General features: G+C 73.0%; 15 protein-coding genes. 10 read left to right on the plus strand and 5 right to left on the minus strand.

Annotated elements, in window-relative coordinates:
* Positions 1 to 54 precede the first annotated feature (54 nt).
* From rsfS to aqpZ, 8 genes are all read left to right on the plus strand, one after another.
* Positions 55 to 438 carry a ribosome silencing factor gene (rsfS, locus tag PKE85_RS16170; RefSeq protein ID WP_271205791.1) on the plus strand — a complete coding sequence of 128 codons (384 nt, stop codon included), beginning with the start codon at positions 55 to 57 and terminating at the stop codon, positions 436 to 438.
* 18 nt (positions 439 to 456) lie between these two features.
* Positions 457 to 939, plus strand: coding sequence for a 23S rRNA (pseudouridine(1915)-N(3))-methyltransferase RlmH (gene rlmH / locus PKE85_RS16175; protein WP_271205792.1), 483 nt, complete (start codon positions 457 to 459; stop codon positions 937 to 939).
* A 60-nt stretch (positions 940 to 999) separates the two neighbouring features.
* Positions 1,000 to 2,274 (plus strand): murein hydrolase activator EnvC family protein, encoded by a 1,275-nt coding sequence (locus tag PKE85_RS16180; protein ID WP_271205793.1) that lies wholly within the window; start codon positions 1,000 to 1,002, stop codon positions 2,272 to 2,274.
* Complete coding sequence (locus PKE85_RS16185) at positions 2,274 to 3,602, plus strand: S41 family peptidase (protein ID WP_487353020.1); 1,329 nt, start codon at positions 2,274 to 2,276, stop codon at positions 3,600 to 3,602. The genes PKE85_RS16180 and PKE85_RS16185 overlap by 1 nt, the downstream gene beginning before the upstream one ends.
* A gap of 148 nt (positions 3,603 to 3,750) precedes the next feature.
* The gene (locus PKE85_RS16190) at positions 3,751 to 4,962 is read left to right on the plus strand and encodes a divergent polysaccharide deacetylase family protein (RefSeq protein WP_271205795.1); all 1,212 of its coding nucleotides are present in this window, start codon (positions 3,751 to 3,753) and stop codon (positions 4,960 to 4,962) included.
* Complete coding sequence (locus PKE85_RS16195) at positions 4,959 to 5,447, plus strand: RNA pyrophosphohydrolase (RefSeq protein WP_271205796.1); 489 nt, start codon at positions 4,959 to 4,961, stop codon at positions 5,445 to 5,447. Before PKE85_RS16190 ends, PKE85_RS16195 begins: the two co-directional genes overlap by 4 nt.
* A gap of 7 nt (positions 5,448 to 5,454) precedes the next feature.
* Positions 5,455 to 7,065, plus strand: coding sequence for an AMP-binding protein (locus PKE85_RS16200; protein ID WP_271205797.1), 1,611 nt, complete (start codon positions 5,455 to 5,457; stop codon positions 7,063 to 7,065).
* Positions 7,066 to 7,173: 108 nt separating this feature from the next.
* Positions 7,174 to 7,923 (plus strand): aquaporin Z, encoded by a 750-nt coding sequence (gene aqpZ / locus PKE85_RS16205; protein ID WP_428981369.1) that lies wholly within the window; start codon positions 7,174 to 7,176, stop codon positions 7,921 to 7,923.
* A 10-nt stretch (positions 7,924 to 7,933) separates the two neighbouring features.
* Here the strand turns inward: aqpZ and PKE85_RS16210 are convergent, their stop codons facing one another.
* Positions 7,934 to 8,971: a ligase-associated DNA damage response exonuclease gene (locus PKE85_RS16210; protein ID WP_271205799.1), complete on the minus strand. Its 1,038-nt coding sequence runs from the start codon at positions 8,969 to 8,971 to the stop codon at positions 7,934 to 7,936.
* Positions 8,972 to 9,064: 93 nt separating this feature from the next.
* On the opposite strand from PKE85_RS16210, the gene PKE85_RS16215 reads away from it, so the two are divergent.
* Together PKE85_RS16215 and pdeM are read left to right on the plus strand one after the other, a co-directional pair.
* Positions 9,065 to 11,590: a ligase-associated DNA damage response DEXH box helicase gene (locus PKE85_RS16215; RefSeq protein WP_271205800.1), complete on the plus strand. Its 2,526-nt coding sequence runs from the start codon at positions 9,065 to 9,067 to the stop codon at positions 11,588 to 11,590.
* 268 nt (positions 11,591 to 11,858) lie between these two features.
* Positions 11,859 to 12,569, plus strand: a complete 711-nt coding sequence (gene pdeM / locus PKE85_RS16220; protein ID WP_271205801.1) for a ligase-associated DNA damage response endonuclease PdeM — start codon at positions 11,859 to 11,861, stop codon at positions 12,567 to 12,569.
* A gap of 8 nt (positions 12,570 to 12,577) precedes the next feature.
* On the opposite strand, the gene PKE85_RS16225 is transcribed toward pdeM, so the two are convergent.
* From PKE85_RS16225 to PKE85_RS16240, 4 genes are all read right to left on the minus strand, one after another.
* The gene (locus tag PKE85_RS16225; RefSeq protein ID WP_271205802.1) at positions 12,578 to 13,372 is read right to left on the minus strand and encodes a TIGR02186 family protein; all 795 of its coding nucleotides are present in this window, start codon (positions 13,370 to 13,372) and stop codon (positions 12,578 to 12,580) included.
* A complete protein-coding gene (locus tag PKE85_RS16230; RefSeq protein ID WP_271205803.1) occupies positions 13,369 to 14,298 on the minus strand; it encodes a sulfite exporter TauE/SafE family protein in 930 nt (309 codons plus the stop codon). Before PKE85_RS16230 ends, PKE85_RS16225 begins: the two co-directional genes overlap by 4 nt.
* Before the next feature lie 103 nt (positions 14,299 to 14,401).
* Positions 14,402 to 17,704 (minus strand): SEL1-like repeat protein, encoded by a 3,303-nt coding sequence (locus tag PKE85_RS16235; protein WP_271205804.1) that lies wholly within the window; start codon positions 17,702 to 17,704, stop codon positions 14,402 to 14,404.
* A 174-nt stretch (positions 17,705 to 17,878) separates the two neighbouring features.
* Positions 17,879 to 19,096, minus strand: coding sequence for a site-specific integrase (locus tag PKE85_RS16240; protein WP_271205805.1), 1,218 nt, complete (start codon positions 19,094 to 19,096; stop codon positions 17,879 to 17,881).
* Positions 19,097 to 19,344 lie beyond the last annotated feature (248 nt).

Raw genomic sequence — 19,344 nt, forward strand, 5'->3', positions numbered from 1 at the left:
ACGGCAGACGGGAAGGAAAAACCCCTGTCCACCATAGCGCTGAAGGAGACGCCCGTGGCGGCGGCTCACATCGGCGCCGGCACGCCCGCTGCGGCGGACCCGGCGCTGCTTCATCTCATCCTCGACGTGCTCGACGACAACAAGGCGGAAGACACCGTGGTCATCGACCTGCGCGGGAAATCCGCGCTGGCCGACGAGATGGTGATCGCCACCGGCCGCTCGAACCGGCATGTGGGCGCCATCGCCGACAAGCTGGTCGAGGAGCTGAGGGCCAAGGGATTCGGCAAGGCCCTCGTCGAGGGGCTGCCGCATTGCGACTGGGTGCTGATCGACGTGGGCGACGTGATCGTCCACCTGTTCCGCCCCGAGGTCCGCGCCTTCTACAATCTGGAGAAGATGTGGTCCGAAGGCCGGCCGGTGGAGGGCGCGGTCTCCTGACCGCTCGCGTCTGACCGCATGCGCGTCGTCGTCGCGGCCGTGGGCCGCCTGAAGGCCGGGCCGGAGCGCGAGCTCGTGGCGCGCTATCTGGAGCGCGCGGGCCAGATGGGCCGGGGCGTCGCCCTCGGCCCGCCCGAGGTGGTGGAGCTGGACGAGAGCCGCGCCCGCCGCCCGGACGACCGCAAGCGCGACGAGGCGGCCGCGCTCTTGGCGGCGCTCGATCCCAAACTCCTGATCTACGCGCTGGACGAGGGCGGCCGGTCGCCCTCGAGCGAGGCCTTCGCCGCCGATCTCGGCCGCCGGCGCGACGACGGCGCGGCGGGTGTGGCCTTCGTCATCGGCGGCGCCGACGGGCTGGCCCCGGAGTTTCTGGCCCGCGCCACGGCGCGGCTCGCCTTCGGCGCCATGACCTGGCCGCACCAGATCGTGCGCGTGCTGCTGGCCGAACAGCTCTATCGGGCGTCGACGATCCTGGCCGGCCACCCCTATCATCGCGTCTGACCGCGATCCCGCGATCGTGGTTGACGAAACCTTAATCCACCTGAGCCTTCAATCGCCCGCATGACGCGCCGAACGCTCGCCTTCGTCCTCGCCGCCTGCTGCGCGCTGTCGTCCGCGCATGCGCAGGACGCGGCCCCCGCCGAGCCGGAGGCCTCCGCCGCGCAGCGCCGGGCGCTGGACGAGGCGCGGGAGAAGCTCAAGCTGTCCGAAGAGGCGCGCCAGCGCATCGCCGCCGAGATCGAAGCCATGCGCGGCGAGCGCGGCAAGCTGCAGGAGGCGCTGGTGGCCTCCGCCGCCGCCATCCGCGAGCGCGAGCCGCAGGTGCAGCAGCGCGAGACCCGGCTGTCCGAACTCGGCGAATCGGAGCGCCAGCTCAAGGCCTCGCTGGAGGCCCGGCGCGGGGTGCTGGCGGAGGTGATCGCCACCCTGCAGCGCATGGGCCGCAAGCCGCCGCCGGCGCTGCTGGTGCGCCCCCGCGACGCGCTGGAGGCGGTGCGCTCCGCCATCCTGCTGGGCGCCGTGGTGCCGGACATGCGCGCCGAGGCCGAGGAGCTCGCCTCCGACCTTCGGGAGATGGAGCGGCTGAAAGGCCTGATGACCCGCGAGCGCGACGCGCTTGCGGGCGAGATCGAGCAGCTCGGCGAGGAGCGCGCCCGCGTGGCCGCGCTGATGGAGGAGCGCCAGCGCCAGCTCGGCCAGCGCGAGCAGGATCTGACCGCCGAGGCGGGCCGCTCGGAGGAGATCGGCCGGGAAGTGCGGGACCTGGAGGCGCTGGTGGCGCGCGTGGAGCGCGAGATCGCCGACACCCGCGCGGCGGCGGAGAAGGCCGCCGAGGACGCGCGCCGGCGCGGCGATCTGGCGGCGCTCGAATCGGCGACCCGGCTTGCGCCCGCGATGCCGTTCGAGCAGGCGCGGGGCAAGCTGCCGTTTCCCGCCGCCGGGCCGCGGCTGGTGGCCTTCGGGCGGCCGAACGGTCCGGGGGGGCCGTCCAGGGGCGTGTCGATCGGAACCCGGCCCGGCGCGCCGGTCAGCGCCCCCTGCGACGGCTGGGTGGTCTACGCCGGCCCGTTTCGGTCCTACGGCCAACTCTTGATCCTGGACGCGGGCGGTGGCTATCATGTGCTCCTTGCGGGAATGGACCGGATCACCGTCGGCCTCAAACAGTTCGTGCTGGCGGGAGAGCCCGTCGCCACGATGAGCGGCGATCCGTCAGGCGCAGAGCAGGCCGCCGGCGCATCCCGGCCCGTCCTCTACGTCGAGTTCCGCAAGAACGGCGGCGCTATAGACCCATCGCCTTGGTGGGCCGGCGCCCCTGGCGAGAAGGTGGGCGGATGATGCGTAAGGTTTCCCTGGTTCTGGTCGGCGCGGTGTTCGGCGCTTCGGCGGCCGGCATGGCGCTGCAGCCGAGGGCCTTCTTCGGCGCTCCCGCGGAGGCCGCCGGCAACGCCGACACCTACCGCCAGCTCAATCTGTTCGGCGACGTGTTCGAGCGGGTGCGCGCCGATTACGTGGAGAAGCCGGACGATTCGAAGCTGATCGAATCGGCCGTCAACGGCATGCTCTCCGGCCTCGACCCCCATTCCAGCTTCATGGACGCCAAGGCGTTCAAGGAGATGCAGACCCAGACCTCCGGCGAGTTCGGCGGCCTCGGCATCGAAGTGCAGATGTTCGAGAATCAGGTCCGCGTCGAGGGCGCCATCGACGACACGCCCGCCGCCCGCGCCGGCGTCCGCGCCAAGGACATCATCACCCATCTGGACGGCCAGTCGATCTCCGGCCTCAGCCTGAACCAGGCGGTGGAGAAGATGCGCGGGCCGGTGAACACGCCGATCGAGCTGACCGTCACCCGCGAGGGCGCGGCCGAGCCGGTCAAGATCAAGATCGTGCGCGACATCATCCGCATCCGCTCGGTGAAGTCGAACGTCGAGGGCGACGACATCGGCTACATCCGCGTCAGCCAGTTCAACCAGCAGACCTTCGAGGGCCTGAAGAAGTCGCTGGACGACTTCGAGCAGAAAATCGACAAGTCGAAGCTCAAGGGCTACGTGCTCGACCTGCGCAACAATCCGGGCGGTCTGCTGGATCAGGCCATCGCCGTGTCCGACGCCTTCCTGGAGCGGGGCGAGATCGTCTCCACCCGCGGCCGCAACCCGGACGAGTCGCAGCGCTTCAACGCCCGCTCCGGCGACCTCGCCAAGGGCAAGCCGATCATCGTGCTGGTGAACGGCGGCTCGGCCTCGGCCTCGGAGATCGTGGCCGGCGCGCTGCAGGACCACCGCCGGGCGACCATCCTCGGCACCCGGTCCTTCGGCAAGGGCTCGGTGCAGACCATCATCCCGCTGGGCGGCAACGGCGCCATCCGGCTCACCACCGCGCGCTACTACACCCCGTCCGGCAAGTCGATCCAGGCCAAGGGCATCGTGCCCGACATCGAGAGCGTCCAGGAGATCCCGGACGACGTGAAGGGCAAGGACGAGACCAAGGGCGAAGCCGGCCTGAAGGGCCACCTGAAGAACGGCGACGACGAGGCCTCGGGCTCCTCGGCCTACGTTCCGGCCGACAAGAAGGACGACAAGCAGCTCAACTACGCGCTCGACCTGCTGCGCGGCATCCAGAGCAACGCCAACTTCCCGCCCTCGGGCAAGTCGTCCAGCGCCAACTGACCGCCGGCCCCCGCGCGGGCGGCGACGATCCGATGCCGGCCGCCGGAGGCGATAAGTCTCTCGGCGGCCGCATCGCGAATCCGTTATGCTTTCCGCGCGCAATTCGTGATCCATCGACGGGGGAGCGCGCCATCCGCGCCGGGCTGACGTGACGCACGACGATCTCGAACGACCGCTGCGTGGCCGCGCGCTGCGGGGCGCGCCGCGTTTCGGTCGCCGCGTCGAGCCGATGACGGTCATCGCGGCGGTGACGCTGGCGCCTCTGGCGGTCGCCGCCCTCTGGTCCCTGTTCGCCTATGACCCGCTGGGCGGCGAGCCCAAGGCCGAGGTCGCCATCGAGCGCCGGCTGGCGCAGGCCCCCGCCGCGCCGGAGACGCCGGTCGCACCGGACACGTCGAGGCCGGACCGCGCCGCGGCGCCGCAGCCGGAGGTCCGCGACGGCGTGCCGGTGGTGCGTCCCGGCGACCCGATGCCGAAATCCGGCCCGGTGATCATCCGCGTGCCGGGCGCCGACGACGCCGCGCCGGGGCGGGGCGCGGCCTCCCCCGCGGCCAAGCCCGGCGAGGTGGACAAGGCCCTGCTCGAGGACAGCCGCTACGGCCCGCTGCCGCGCATGGCCGAGGACGGGCGGCGCCCGCTCGACGTCTACGCCCGCGCGGCGCCCAAGGCGAAGACCGGCCCGCGCGTCGCGCTGGTGGTGGGCGGGCTCGGCGTCGGGCGCGAGGCGACCGCCGAGGCGCTGCGCCGGCTGCCGCCGGAGGTGTCGGTGGCGTTCTCGCCCTACGCGCCGGACGTGGCGGATCTGGTGGCCCAGGCGCGCGGCGCGGGCCGCGAGGCGCTGATGCAGGCCCCCATGGAGCCGTTCGACTATCCCGCCAACGATCCCGGCCCGCAGACGCTGCTGACCAGCCTGCCGGCCTCCGCCAATCTGGAGCGGCTGCGCTGGTCGCTCGGCCGGGCGCAGGGCTATGTGGGCGTCGCGCCGCTGGCGGGCGCCCGCTTCCTCGACGCGCAGGACGCGCTGCAGCCCATGCTGGTGGAGCTCGCCCGCCGGGGGCTGATGTTCGTGGTGGCGGCCGATCGCGGCGGCCATGCCGCTGATGTGGCCAAGGAGGCGTCGCTGCCCCACGCCGCCAGCGTGGTGGCGATCGACCAGACCGACGACGCCGACGCCATCGACGCCGGGCTGGCGAAGCTCGAAAGCGAGGCCAAGGCCGACCCGTCCCGCATCGCCGTGGGCTGGATCACGGCCACGCCGCTCACCTTGAACAGGATCGACGCCTGGCGCGCCGGGCTGGCGCAGCGCGGCGCCGCGCTCGCGCCGGTGTCCGCCGTCGCCGGAGCGCAGGGACCATCATGACCGTTTTGCCGTATCGCCGTTGCGTCGGGATCATGCTGCTGAACGCCGAGGGCCGCGTGTTCGTCGGCCGTCGCCGGGGCGGCGAGATCGAGCCCGGCGCCCCGAGCTACGAGTGGCAGATGCCCCAGGGCGGCATCGACCGGGGTGAGGAGCCGCTCGCCGCCGCGATCCGGGAACTGCAGGAGGAGACCGGGGTCAGTTCGGCGGAGCTGCTGGCGGAGGCGCCGGAATGGTACGCCTACGACTTCCCGGCGGAGATCATGGCGCGCACCCGGAACGGAAAGTATGGCGGCCAGACCCAGCGCTGGTTCGCCTTCCGCTTCACCGGCGAGCCCGGGGAGATCGACCTCGCGCCCAAGGGGCACCGGCCGGAGTTCTCGGAATGGCGCTGGGCGGAGATGGCGGAGCTGTCGGGGCTGATCGTGCCGTTCAAGCGCGGCGTCTACGATCGGGTGGTGCGGGCCTTCGCCCATCTGGCGGGCTGAAGCCGCCGTGCTCCCGGAGATTCGCGATCACGCCCGGCTGAGCGCGGAGTTCCGGTGGAGGCTGCCGCGGCGGTTCAGCATCGCCGAGGCGATCTGCGACCGCTGGGCGACGCGCGAGCCGGACCGGACGGCGCTGCTGCTCAAGCGGCCGGGCGCGGCGCTGGAGCCCGTGAGCTATGGCGCCTTGCGCGCCGCCTCCCAGGCGCTGGCCGCGGCGCTGGCGAAGCGGGGCCTGCGCCGGGGCGACCGCGCCGCCGTGCTGCTGCCCCAGGGCGCGGAGGTGGTGACGGCACATGTGGCGCTGTCGCGGCTCGGCGTTGTGGTGGCGCCGCTGGCGCTCGCCTTCGGCCCGGACGGCATCGCCTATCGGCTCGGCGACTGCGACGCCCGCGCGATCGTCACCAACGCGGAGGGGCTCGCGCGGCTGCGCGCCATGGCGGCGCAGCCGCCGGGCCTGGAGATCGTCGTGTCGGTGGACGGCGGGGACGGGGCGGCGCTCGATTACGCCGGCCTGATCGCCGAGGGCGGCGCGGTGGAGGACGAGGCGCTGACCCCGGACGATCCGGCCCTGATGATCTACACCTCCGGCACCGCGGGCGCGCCGAAGGGGGCGCTGCACGGCGGCCGGGTGCTGCTCGGCCACCTGCCGGGCCTCCGCATGACGCACGAGTTTTTTCCCCAACCGGGCGATCGCGCCTGGACGCCGGCGGACTGGGCCTGGGCCGGCGGGCTGCTCAACCTGCTGATGCCGGCGCTGCATTACGGCGTCGCGGTGGTGGCGCAGCCCGCGACCAAGTTCGATCCCGAAGCCGCTTTCGCGCTGATGGCGGAGGCTGGGGTGCGCAACGCCTTCCTGCCGCCGACCGCGCTCCGGCTGATGGCGGGCGTCCCGAACCCCGAACGCTTCGGCGCCAAGCTGCGCTCGGCGGTGGCGGCCGGCGAGCGGCTGGGCGAGGCCACGTTCCACTGGGCGCGGGAGGCGCTGGGCGTGACCGTGAACGAGGTCTACGGCCAGACCGAGTGCAACTACGTGCTGTCCTCCGCCGCCGGGCTCGGCGTGTCGAAGCCGGGCTTCATCGGCAAGCCCACGCCGGGCCATGTGGTGGGGCTGTTCGACGACGACGGCCGCCCCTGCGGGCCGGACGAGCCGGGCGAGATCTGCGTGCGCCGGCCGGACCCGATCCTGTTCCTCGGCTACTGGAACCGCCCCGAGGCGACGGCGGAGAAGTTCCGCGGCGACTGGTGGCGCACCGGCGATCAGGCGGTGATGGACCACGAAGGCTATGTGCGCTTCGTCGGCCGCGACGACGACGTCATCACCACCTCGGGCTACCGGGTCGGCCCCGGCGAGATCGAGGACTGCCTGTCCCGCCATCCGGCGGTGGCGCTGGCGGCGGCGGTGGGGAAGCCGGACGCGCTGCGCACCGAGATCGTGCGGGCCTTCGTGCAGCTCCGGCCGGGTTTCGCGCCTTCCGAGGCGCTGGCCGGCGACATAAGCCGCTTCGTGCGCGAGCGGCTGTCGGCGCATGAATATCCGCGCGAGGTGACCTTCGTGGACGAGCTGCCGCTCACCACCAGCGGCAAGGTCATCCGCCGGCAGCTTCGCGACCGGGCGTGACCCCGCCCGATCGGGCAGCTCCCATGTCTTAATTCAACAGATGAATTATGGACTTTTCCGGAGCGGAGGCTCACTTTGCCTCGCAGAGGGGCATCGGGGTTATTGATCATGCGCAAATATGCGGCGGAAGCGATCGGAACGTTCTGGCTCACCTTCGGCGGCTGCGGCAGCGCCGTGCTGGCGGCGGCGTTCCCGGACGTGGGCATCGGCCTGCTCGGCGTTTCGTTCGCCTTCGGCCTGACCGTGCTGACCATGGCCTACGCCATCGGCCATGTGTCCGGCTGCCATCTCAACCCGGCGGTCACGGTCGGCCTCGCCGCGGGCGGCCGCTTCCCGGCGCGCCAGATCCCGCCTTACGTGATCGCTCAGGTGGTGGGCGCGATCGCGGGCGCCGGGGCGCTCTATGTCATCGCCTCCGGCGCGCCGGGCTTCGATCTCGCCAAGGGCTTCGCCTCCAACGGCTACGGCGCGCATTCGCCCGGCGGCTATGGCCTCGGCGCGGCGCTGGTCGCCGAGGTTCTGCTCACCGCGTTCTTCCTGTTCATCATCATGGGCGCCACCCACGGCAAGGCGCCCGCCGGCTTCGCGCCCATCGCCATCGGCCTCGGCCTGACGCTGATCCACCTGATCAGCATCCCGGTCACCAACACCTCGGTGAACCCGGCCCGCAGCACCGGCCCCGCGCTGTTCGTGGGCGGCTGGGCGCTGCAGCAGCTCTGGCTGTTCTGGGTGGCGCCGCTGATCGGCGGCGCGATCGGCGGCCTCGTCTACCGCTGGATCAGCGACGAGCCCTCGGCGGACATCACCGGCGGCGTCTCGCCGGCCAAGGCCACGCGCGACGCGCTGCAGAACGGCTGAGGTCCGGGCCTCAGGCGGGAGCGTCGGCGGCGGCCTCCGGCTCCGCCTCGCCCTCGTCGCCATAGCCCACGAGGCGTAAGGGCCGGGCCTTGAGCCCGGCCGTCCCGCACCAGTGCACCAGCGCGTCCTCCTCGCCGTGGGTGACCCAGACCTCGCTTGCGCCCGTGTCGAGGATGGTGCGGCGCAGGTCGTCCCAGTCGGCGTGGTCGGACACCACCAGCGGCAGCTCCACGCCCTTCTGCCGGGCGCGGGCCCGCACCCGCATCCAGCCCGAGGCCGCCACCGTCACCGGATCCGGGAACTTCCGCGCCCACAGCTCCCGAAGCGCGGAGGGCGGGCACAGCACGATGGCGCCGGCCATGTCCTTGCGCTTCGGCGCCGCCACCTGCGGCGTGTCGCCGAGCGCGATCCCGAGCGCGCGATAGACTTCCGTGACGCGCACCATGGCGCCGTGCAGATGCACCGGCGCATCCCATCCCGCCTGGCGCAGCAGCGCGATCAGCCGCTGGGCCTTGCCGAGCGAATAGGCTCCGACCAGATGCGCCCGGTCAGGAAACAGCGCCACGCTGTCGATGAGCTTCGCCACCTCCTCGGCCGCGTCCGGGTGGCGGAACACCGGCAGGCCGAAGGTGGCCTCGGTGACGAACAGGTCGCAGGGGACCACCTCGAAAGGGGCGGCGGTGGGGTCGGACTGGCGCTTGTAGTCGCCGGAGACGACCGCGCGAAAGCCTCTGGTCTCGAACAGGATCTGGGCCGAGCCCAGCACATGGCCGGCCGGGTGGAAGCTGACCGCGACCCCGTTGATCGAGATCGTCTCGCCATAGGCCGCCGGCTGGCGCTCGCGGCAGAAGTCCTCGCCATAGCGGGCGGCCATGATGGCGAGCGTCTCCGGCGTCGCCATCACCGCGCCGTGGCCGGGCCGGGCGTGGTCCGCATGGCCGTGGGTGATCAGCGCCCGGGGCACGGGCCGCATCGGGTCCACATGCACGTCGGCGGGCGGGCAATAAAGGCCGGCGGGAGTGGGGATCAGCAGCTCTTCGGGGCGCATGCTCCCAACATAAGCGCCGCCCGCGCGCCGCACAGGGGCCTCGGCCGCCTCGCGCTCTCCCCGAAGCGGACGTTCGCGCCTATCTGATGCGGCGTGACCCTCGCGCCGCCGCCCCCCACCGACCTTTCGCCGCTGCCGGACCGGTTCCAGGCCTGGTTCGCGGCGCGGGGCTGGACGCCGCGTCCGCACCAGCTGGCGTTGCTGGACCACGCCCGCGCCGGCCGCGACGCGCTGCTGATCGCGCCCACCGGCGCCGGCAAGACGCTGGCGGGCTTCCTGCCGAGCCTGATCGACCTGACGGAGGCGCGGGGAGAAAGCGTCGGAATCCACACGCTCTACGTCTCGCCGCTGAAGGCGCTGGCGGTGGACGTGGCGCGCAATCTGGAGCGCCCGGTGGCGGAGATGGGCCTGCCGGTCCGCATCGAGGGCCGCACCGGCGACACGCCCGCCGCGCGGCGGCAGCGGCAGAAGCGTCAGCCGCCGGACATGCTGCTCACCACGCCGGAGCAGCTCGCGCTGCTGATCGGCGATCCGGGGGCTGGCCGGCTGTTCGAGACCGTGCGCCGTGTGGTGCTGGACGAGTTGCACGCGCTCGCCCCCACCAAGCGCGGCGACCAGCTGGCGCTGGCGCTGGCTCGGGTGAGGGCGCTCGCGCCGGAGGCGGTGTTCGTCGGCCTGTCCGCCACCGTGAAGGCGCCCGACGAGCTGCGCCGCTGGCTGGTGGACCCGCGCCGGGGGGCGCCGCTCTCGGAGCTGGTGCGCATCAGCGGCGGCGCCGCGCCCGACATCGCCATCCACGACACCGACGAGCGCCTGCCCTGGGCCGGGCACAGCGCCCGCCACGCCATGGGCGCGATCTACGAGGCGATCCGCGCCCACCGCACAACGCTGGTGTTCGCCAACACCCGCGCGCAGGCCGAGATGGCGTTTCAGGAGCTTTGGCTTCTGAACGAGGATTCGCTCCCCATCGCGCTGCATCACGGCTCGCTGGACGTGGGTCAGCGCCGCAAGGTGGAGGCCGCCATGGGGGAGGGGCGGCTGCGGGCGGTGGTGTGCACCTCCACGCTTGATCTCGGCATCGACTGGGGCGACGTGGACCTCGTGGTGCAGGTGGGCTCGCCCAAGGGCTCGTCGCGGCTCCTGCAGCGGGTCGGCCGCGCCAACCACCGGCTGGAAGAGCCCTCCAAGGCGCTGATCGTGCCGGCCAACCGCTTCGAGGTGATCGAGTGCGAGGCGGCGCGGGCGGCGGCGCTCGACGGCCAGCAGGACGCGGACACCGTGAAGCCCGGCTCGCTCGACGTTCTGGCCCAGCATGTGCTCGGCGTCGCCTGCGGCGGCCCGTTCGACGAGGACGCGCTGTTCGCGGAGGTGACCTCGGCCGCGCCCTACGCCGCGCTGACCCGCTCCGAGTTCGCGGACGTGGTCGCCTTCGCCGCAACGGGGGGCTACGCGCTCCGCTCCTACGAGCGCTTCGCCAAGATCCGCCGCACCAAGGACGGGCTGTGGCGCATAGCCAACCCGGACGTGGCCCAGCGCTGGCGCATGAACGTGGGCACCATCATCGAGGCGACGACGCTGAAGGTCCGGCTCGCGCGGGTGCGCCGCGCGCCCGGCGGGGCCACGGGGCCGGCGGGCTATGGCGGCAGGATTCTGGGCGAGATCGAGGAGTATTTCGTCGAGACCATGACCCCCGGCGACACCTTCATGTTCGGCGGCGAGATCCTGCGCTACGACGCGCTGATCGAGAACGAGGTCTATGTCTCGCGTTCGTCCTCGGAGGCGCCCAAGGTGCCGACCTATGTGGGCGGTCGCATGCCGCTGACCACCGACGTCGCCGCCCGCGTGCGCGAGATGATGGGCGACCCCGCCCGCTGGGGCGCGCTGCCGGCGCAGGTGCGGGAATGGCTGCGGCTGCAGGCGGAGCGCTCGTCCGCCCCCCTGCGGGACGAGCTGCTGGTGGAGACCTTCCCCAAGGCCGGCAAGCACTTCATCGTCGCCTACACCTTCGAGGGAAGGCTCGCCAACCAGACGCTCGGCATGCTGCTGACGCGGCGGCTGGAGCGGGCGCGCGCCCATCCTCTCGGCTTCGTGGCGGGCGACTACGCGCTCGCCATCTGGGGCCTGTCCGACCTGTCCGCCCTGATCGGGGCGGGCCGGCTGTCGCTCGACGCGCTGTTCGATCAGGACATGCTCGGCGACGATCTGGAGGCCTGGATGGCGGAGAGCGCGCTGATGAAGCGCACCTTCCGCAACTGCGCCATCATCGCCGGGCTGATCGAGCGCCGCTTTCCGGGGCAGGAGAAAACCGGGCGGCAGGTCACCGTCTCCACCGACCTGATCTACGACGTGCTGCGCCGGCACGAGCCGGACCACATCCTGCTGCGCGCCGCGCGCGCCGACGCCGCCCGCGGGCTGATCGACCTGGAGCGCGTGGCCGAGATGCTGGCGCGGGTGCGCGCCCATCTGCGGCATGTTCCGCTCGACCGCATCTCGCCGCTCGCGGTGCCGATCCTGCTGGAGGTGGGGCGCGAGCCGGTCTACGGCGCGGCGCAGGACGCGCTGCTGCGCGAGGCGGCGGAGGATCTGGTGGCGGAGGCCATGGGCGACGCGGCGCCTTGATCCACGTCAAGGCGCCGGCCCCGCCGCCGGAGCCACATGCTCCCACATCATAAGGGAGGATGTGACATGCCGCTGCAAGACATGCTGATTCTGGCCGCCGTGCTCGCCACGTTCGGGACCTTCGCCGGCACGATGCTCTGGGCCACGACGCGCTGAGGCGCTCGTCCGCTGCGGCCGGGAGCCTTGCATTGGGGGGCGGGCTCCCGGCCGCCGCGCGGGCCTGACGCGGCCCATGGACGGCGGGGGTTGTTCCTGCTACGTTCCAGGCATGATTCCCGCCGCCGCTCCCGCGCCCAATCCCCCGCCGACCCTCACCGTGTCCGGAACGGCGCTCGTCGCCGACGCCTCCGGCGCGCTGTATGAGCCGGCGAGCGGCGCGCTTATCGTGGCCGATCTCCATCTGGAGAAGGGCTCGTCCTTCGCCCGCCGCGGCCAGATGCTGCCGCCCTACGACACGCGGACGACGCTTGGCCGTCTGTCGGCCCTGCTCGAAATCTACCGGCCCCGCGCGGTGATCGCGCTGGGCGACAGCTTCCACGACGGCGGCGGTCCCGCGCGTTTGGCCGAGGCCGACCGGGAGCGCCTCGCTGCGCTGCAGGCGGGGCGGGACTGGATCTGGATCGCGGGCAACCACGACCCCGAGCCGCCAGCCGGCTGCGGCGGCGAGGCCCATGGCGAGATGCGGCTGGGGCCGCTGACGCTGCGCCACGAGCCGGTCGCGGGGCCTGCCCCCGGCGAGATCGCCGGGCATCTCCATCCGGCCGCGAAAGTGTCCGTGCGCGGCCGCAGCCTGCGCCGCCGCTGCTTCGCCACCGACGGCGCCCGGCTCGTGCTGCCGGCCTTCGGGGCCTACACGGGCGGGCTCAACGTGCGCGACGCCGCCTTCGCCAGCCTGTTCGAGCCCTCCGCCTTCGCCGCCTGGATGCTGGGCGACGAGGGCGTCTACGCCTTCCGCCTCGCGGGCCTGCGCCCGGATTGAGCGGGGCGTCAGTCGCGCCGGAAGGCCGCGCTCGCGGTCCAGCCGAAGGCGATCGCCAGCAGCGCCATGCCGAAGCCGTAGAGCAGCCGCTCCCGGTCCGCGAAACGGGCCACGCGCTGCTCGAAACCGGCCTTCACCACCCGGAAGGTGATGGTCTCCAGCGCCGCGAGCCGGCCCTGGTCGTAGAGCCGCGCCTCCACCTCATAGGCGCCGAAGGCCACGTCCGGCGGCAGATGGATCGTGGCGCGGAACACGTCGCGGTCGAGAAAGGCGACGCCGCGGCCGTCCTCGCGCCAGTGGCCGCGCTGGGTCTGCCGGCGCACCAGCGCCGTGACGAAGGCGGCGTCCTCGGCGGCGTCGAGCCGGCGGGTGCCGCCGGCGGGCGCGCCGTCCGCGGCGGCGGCCAGACTGAGCTGCTCGCTGGCGATGTCCTCCGGGGCGGCGACGCTCGCGAGCGGCTTCGACGACAGCACGGCGAGGAAGTCCGGCGCCCGCTCGAACGACCGGGCGGGGCCGTTGATCCAGAACGGGCCGACCCGCTCCTTGCGGCGCACCTGCAGCGTGCGGCCGGGGCCGCGCGCCCGCACCACCGCCTCCCACCGCCCGCCGCTCCGGCGCGGCTCGCCGCGCGCCGCGCCGAACAGGGTGAGCTCGCCGCCGGCGTAGTTTGAGGCGATGGTCACCTGCTGGGAGGACAGCGCCAGCAGCAGCTTCTCCGCCTGCGCCGGCGAGGCCGGAAGCGCCCCCGCCGCAAGCCCGAACGCGGCGAGCGCCGCGCGCGCGTTCATGACGGGCCCCGTCATCGCGCCTTGGCCTCGATCGCGACCGAATAGGCGTCCTTGGGCGTTGCGACCAGATCGATCAGGAAGCGGCCGCCGACGCTGAGCAGCAGCAGCGCCAGCAGCAGGCGCAGATGCTCGCCCTTCAGCTTCTGCCCGGCGCGGACGCCGAACTGCGCCCCGATCGAGCCGCCGAGCATCAGGAGAGCGGCCAGAACCAGATCGACGGAGGCCGCCGCATAGGCGTGCAGCACGGTGGCGGCCAGCATGGTGATCAGGATCTGGAACAGCGAGGTGCCCACCACCACCGCGGTCGGCACCCGGAACACGTAGACCAGGATCGGCACTAGCAGGAAGCCGCCGCCGATGCCGAGCGTCGCGCCCACGAAGCCCACGAAGGCGCCGAGCCCGAGCAGCGGGATCACGCTCATGTGCAGCATGGAGCGCTGGAACCGGAGCTTGAACGGCATGCGGTCGATGATCGACCGGCCGGCGGCGCGCGGTTTCGGCGCGGCCGCCTGAGGCGCGCCCCGGCGCAGCAGCGCGCGGGTGGATTCGGTCAGCATCAGGCCGCCGATCACCCCGAGCAGGGCGACGTAGGCCACGGCGATGACCGCCTCGAGCTGGCCCGCGGCGCGCAGCAGGTTGAAGAACCACACGCCCGCGCCCGCGCCCGTGACGCCGCCCGCGAGCAGCACGAGGCCGAGCTTCACGTCGAGCGCCCGCCGTCGCCAGTAGGACAGCGCGCCGGTGAAGGCGGAGGCCGCGATCTGCGGCGCCTCGGAGGCCACCGCCACCGCCGTCGGCACGCCGATGAAGATCAGCAGCGGCGTCATGAGGAAGCCGCCGCCGATGCCGAACATGCCGGAGATGAAGCCGACCGCGAGGCTCATGCCGATCACGAGCAGCACGTCCACGGGCAGTTCGGCGATCGGAAGATAGATCTGCATGGGTGTCGCGGACGGGAGCGGGCTCGGGCGCCGGCGGGATCAAGCCCGCCCGCGCCGCAGGTGTCGTCAGCCTCCCGGCGCTGTCAACCGCGCAAGACCGGCCTCAGCGCAGCGAGACCGGCTCACGCGCGTCGGCGGGCGCGCCGGCCTGGTCCCAGCCGCCCGGAGGCGTCGGGGCTTCGTTGGCGGCGCTGTCCAGCATGCGCGGCTTGAAGTTGGCCACCGTCTGCTGGGCGCTGGCGAGGCTCTTGCCGAGGGCCTTGGCCACCTCCTCGCGCTTGCGGCCGGCGTCCTGGTCGCCCTGGGCCGCGGCGAGCGCGAACCACTTGTAGGCCTCCGCGAGATCGCGCTTGCCGGCGAGGCCGCGGGCCTGCAGCACGGCGAGGTTGTACTGGCTGTCCACGAGGCCGCGTTCGGCGGCCATGCGGAACCACACCGAGGCCGCCGCGAAGTCCGGCTTGCCGAGTCCGCCTTCGGCGTGCAGCACGCCAAGGTTGTGCATGGCGCGCACGTTGCCGGAGGCGGCCGCCTGCTCGTACCAGCGGCGCGCGACCACCAGATCGCGGGCGACGCCGCGGCCCTTCTCGTACAGGCTGCCGAGGCGGTGCTGGGCGGGCGCCAGCCCCTGCGCCGCGGCCTTCTCCAGCCAGTGGGCGGCGGCGGCGGGGTTGGGCGCCACGCCCCGGCCTTCGGCCAGGCGGTCGGCGATCTCAAGCTGCGCGGACGGGTCGCCCTGCACCGCGCGCAGGCGCAGCATGGAGCCGCCGATCGTGTCCGGCAGCGCCTCCGGGTCGCGGGACAGCGAGCCGGTGGTCAGGTCGTCGTCGGCCTTGGGCGCGGCGAACTTCTGCGGCTTGGCCCCGAGCGACTCGGCGAAGGCGTAGTCGGTGATGTCCGGCGCCGGTTTGCGCGGCGGCGTGAAGGACGACTGCGACTGCGGCCTGGGCGCGGCGGCGGGCGGTTCGGCGGGCGCCGCCGGAGCCGGGAGCGCGGGCTCCTCGGCGGCCGGGGCTTCCGGGGCGGCGTTCTCCGGCGCGCGCGCCGCCGGCGCGGCTTCGGGCGCCGTGGCGGCAGGCTCCTCGATCGCCGGCGCGGCGACCACGTTCTCGGAATGCGTGTCCGACAGCGAGCCCGCGAGCTTCACCACGCCGATGACGATCAGGGCTGCGGCGAGCGCGATGGCGAGCGGGCGCCGGCGCGCCTTCAGCGTGGCGAGGACCGCGCCGAAGCGCGACTCGGCCGGCTCGGTCAGGAGCTCGGGCGCGGGACGGATCTCGTCCGCCGCGGGCGGCCGCGAGGTGGCGCGGCGCGCGGCGGCGATGAGGGAGGCCGCCTTCGAGCTCGGCGCGGCGGGTTCGTCGTCGAGGATCGGCGCGGTGGTCGCCGCAGGCGCGGGCGCCCCGCGCTCGGCGGGCGCGTCCGGCTCGATCAGCGTGTCGAGCGACAGCTCGACCGGAATGTCGCGCACGGGCGCCACGGGCTTCGTCTGCGCCTGCGGCCGGCTGAAGGCGGCGGCGTCCTCCGGGGACAGCTCGGCCAGCGCCCGGCGGGCGGCGGCGCGGGCGGCCTCGGTGGCGTCGATCGCGGGGGCCGGCGCGGTCTCGGTCCGGGGCGCGGCGCGCAGGGCGTTGGCCTCAAAACCCTCCATGCGCTCCAGCAGCCGGTCCAGCGTCAGGCGCACGGCCTCCAGCGTGTCGGAGGTGCGGCGGTCGCTGCGGACGGCGATGTCGCGGATCCCGGCCAGGACCTCGGCGAGTTCGGTCGGGTCGACGCCGGGCGCGGCGGCCAGAGGCGCGGCGGCGTGGTCGCGCAGGGCCGAAGCGGCGGCGCGGGCGGCCTCAGCGCCGGCGTTGGCGCAGCTCGTCTCCACCCGCGCGGCGAGCGCGGCGAAACCGGCGTTCAGGTCGTCGATGCGGCCGCCGGTGCGGTCCAGCGTGTCCACGAGGCCGGCGATCCGGGTCTCGAGCCCCGCAAGCGGCGCGCCGCCCATGGCCGGCGCCGAGGCGCCCGCGACGAGGTGTTCGGCGATGCCGCGCACGGCGTCCTCGATGCGCTCGAAGGACTCGCTGCGAGCGCGGGCGCTGGCGGCCACCACGTCGACCCGCTCCGACAGGCCGTCGATCTTGTTCGCGACGGCGTCCAGCCGCGGCGCGACGGCGGCGCGGCTGGACAGCTCCTCGGTCAGCGCCTCGATGCGGCGGCCGAGGTCGTGGACGCCGCCCGGCTGGGCGAGGCCGGCGCGCACCGCTTCCGCCACGCTCTCCACATCGCTTGCGCGCGAGGAGGCGGCGGCCAGCGCGTCGATGCGGTCGGCGAGCGCGTCCATCCTGGCCGGCAGGACGGCGTCGTCAGCCGCGTCGCGCCGGGCGAGGCTTTCCGTCAGGGCGTCGAGCCGGGCGCTGAAGCCGTCGAACGCCACCGCCGGCGAGCGGGCGTCCATCTCGGCCCGCAGAGTGGTCTCCAGCCGCTGCAGCTCGTCGCCGCGGCGGCTCGCGGCGGCCTCCTGCTCGTCCAGGCGGCGCACGAGGGTCTGGATGTCGCCGGCGAGCCGGTCCACCGCCGCGATGCGGGGGAAGTGGTCAAGCTCGCCGCGGATGTCGTCGATCTGGGAGGCGATGGCGGCCATGGCCTCCACGTTCGGCGGCGCGGCGGCCTCCAGCCGCTCCGACAGCGCGGCGAGTTCGGCCGAGAAGCTCGCCAGCATCTGCGGGCTCGCGGCGTCGCCGCGCATGCGCTCCACCTCAAGCACGAGGGTCTCTATGGCCTTCAGGGACACGGGGTCGAGCCGCGCCGGACGCTCGGCGTCGCAGCGCTCGGCCACCGCGGCGATCTCGCGCAGCAGGCCGTCCACGTCGGCGCGGGTCGGCAGGTCCTGCACGGCGCCGGCGAGGTCGTCGATGCGGCGGCGCAGCTCGGCGATCACGGCCGGGTCGGTCGCCGGCGCGGCGGCGGCCATGGGCGCGCGCGACGGCCGGGGAGCCTCGTCGTCGAGCGCCTTCTGCCGGGCGGCGATCTCGGCCAGCGCGGCGCGCAGCGTCATGGTCGCGCGCGAGGAGGCTGCGGCCGGCTCCTCCTCCGCGGCGGGAACGGGGGCGCGCTCGGCCACGGGGGCGATCGGCTCGGCCACGTGTTCTTCCGGCGACGCGGAAGGCGCGGGCGGCGGCGTGTCCGTCCAGCGGGCGAAGCCCTCCAGCGCGTTGGTCAGCCGGTCCTCGGTCTGGAGGTTGCGCCGGGACAGCATGGAGACGAGCTGCTCCAGGCTGCGGCGCGGCGGGCTCTGGGGCGCGGGCGAGGCGGTGTCGGCGAGGCGTTCCGCGAGGCGGTCGATCGGCCGCGCCTCGGCGTCCCGCCCTTCGCCCTGCGGGGCGATCGCCCGTGCGGCCCGTGCCTGGTCGCTGAAGCTCATTGCGCTCGATCTCCGTCGGCGGCCCCTTCGAAGCGCCGCCTTTAGGCACTCTTAACGGACAGGGTAAACAACCGGTTAACGCCAAGAGACCGTAGGGCTTTGTCATGTCGTGACTTTCTCTTGGTGGCCGGGAACGTGTTCCCGGAAACGTTCCCGGCCCTGTTCGATGCCCGTTCAGGTGTCCTTGGAGGCCCGAAACTTCGTGCGGCTGGCCTGCGCGCGCCTCGTCGCTTCGAGCACGTCCCGATCGTAGACGCGGGCGGTCGTCTGCGTGCCCTTGTGCCCAGCCATCCGACTTGCATCCTCGATCGCCGCGCCGCCTCGCCTCGCTTCCGTCACAGCGCCGGCGCGCAGGTCGCGGTTCCAGGCGCCAAACGGGAGGCCGGCCGCGTGAGCAACGCGCTTCCAAAGCGTTCGAAAGTTCCGCTCCCGCCACGGGAGGCCAGATCGCTCGCAGACGATGAGCGGGCCGACACGCTGCTCGGAGTGGATGCGCTCGATCTCCTCCAGCACCATCGGACAAAGCTTCAGGTCGCAATGCACCCGTGCCCCGGTGGATTTCGCCGTTTTGCTGGCCGTGTAGTTCAGGATCAGATCGTCCGAAATATGGGACCAAGACAACCCGACCCACTTCTCGCCGTAGCCGAGGATGCTTGACGGCTGGGGGTCTCCGATCTCCACCCAGCGTCCGATGACGTCCCATAGCCGCAGCGACGTCTCAAACTGGATCGCGTATGCGAGGGCGGCTGACGGGCGGAGCACCGCGTGCGCTGCTGCTCGAATGGCGATCACGTCGGAGGCGGTCGGCGCGACGTCGCGCGGCCGCGGGCCGGGAAGGGACGTCGCGGAGAAAACCGCGCTGAACTGGAGGCAGCCCGGCAGACCAGCCATGACGCCGAAGCGCACCGCCGCCTTGAGAACCGCGAGGGCCATCTTGGCCGCGCCCAGCCGTTCGGCTGCGCCGGGCTCCGCGGGCTCCCGCCAAACCTTGTGCCAACGAGCGAGGTCTAGGCCATTTTGCTGGTCTACGCGGAGAGCTCCGATCATGGCGCGGAGCTTCCGCAGATACACCAAGTAGGGCCGGCGAGAGGCGGGGTTCAGAGCTTGGAATGGACTCTGCTCGTGGCGCTCATACAAGTCGAAAAGGGACGAGAAGGTGCCGTCGAACACCACTGACCGGGTGTCTCGGTAGGTGCGCCACATTTTCAGTTCAGCGTTCAGCCGCTCGCACCGGGCGGCGAGATCATCGCCAGCGAGGCCGGTGAGGTTCACGGACTTGACCGGATATCCCTCTTTGACCGCATCCGCGGGCGCGATCCAATACGGGACGCGCTGACCGCCTGCCCGAGACCGCCACTTGAGGTTCATGCCCGCTTTTTGGTCGCCCGCCATGCGCCTGCATCCTCAATCGCGCCCGCCGGGCGAACTGTCTTGGTCGGGGGCTCCAGCCCAGCGTCAACGTCAAAGAAGCGCTTCACGGCCGGCCAGTATCGCCCACCCATGACGGGGTGGATAGTCGGGAGCCCGCGCGCCTCAAGAAGCGGGGCGATAGCCGACCACTCACGGGCGCGGGCTCGACCAAGCACCTTCGCCCCGATCTCAGCGTCGCTGAGATAAAGCGGCGTGTCGCCTGCATCCCT

The sequence above is a fragment of the Methylopila jiangsuensis genome (assembly GCF_027922305.1).
Classification (GTDB): domain Bacteria; phylum Pseudomonadota; class Alphaproteobacteria; order Rhizobiales; family Methylopilaceae; genus Methylopila; species Methylopila jiangsuensis.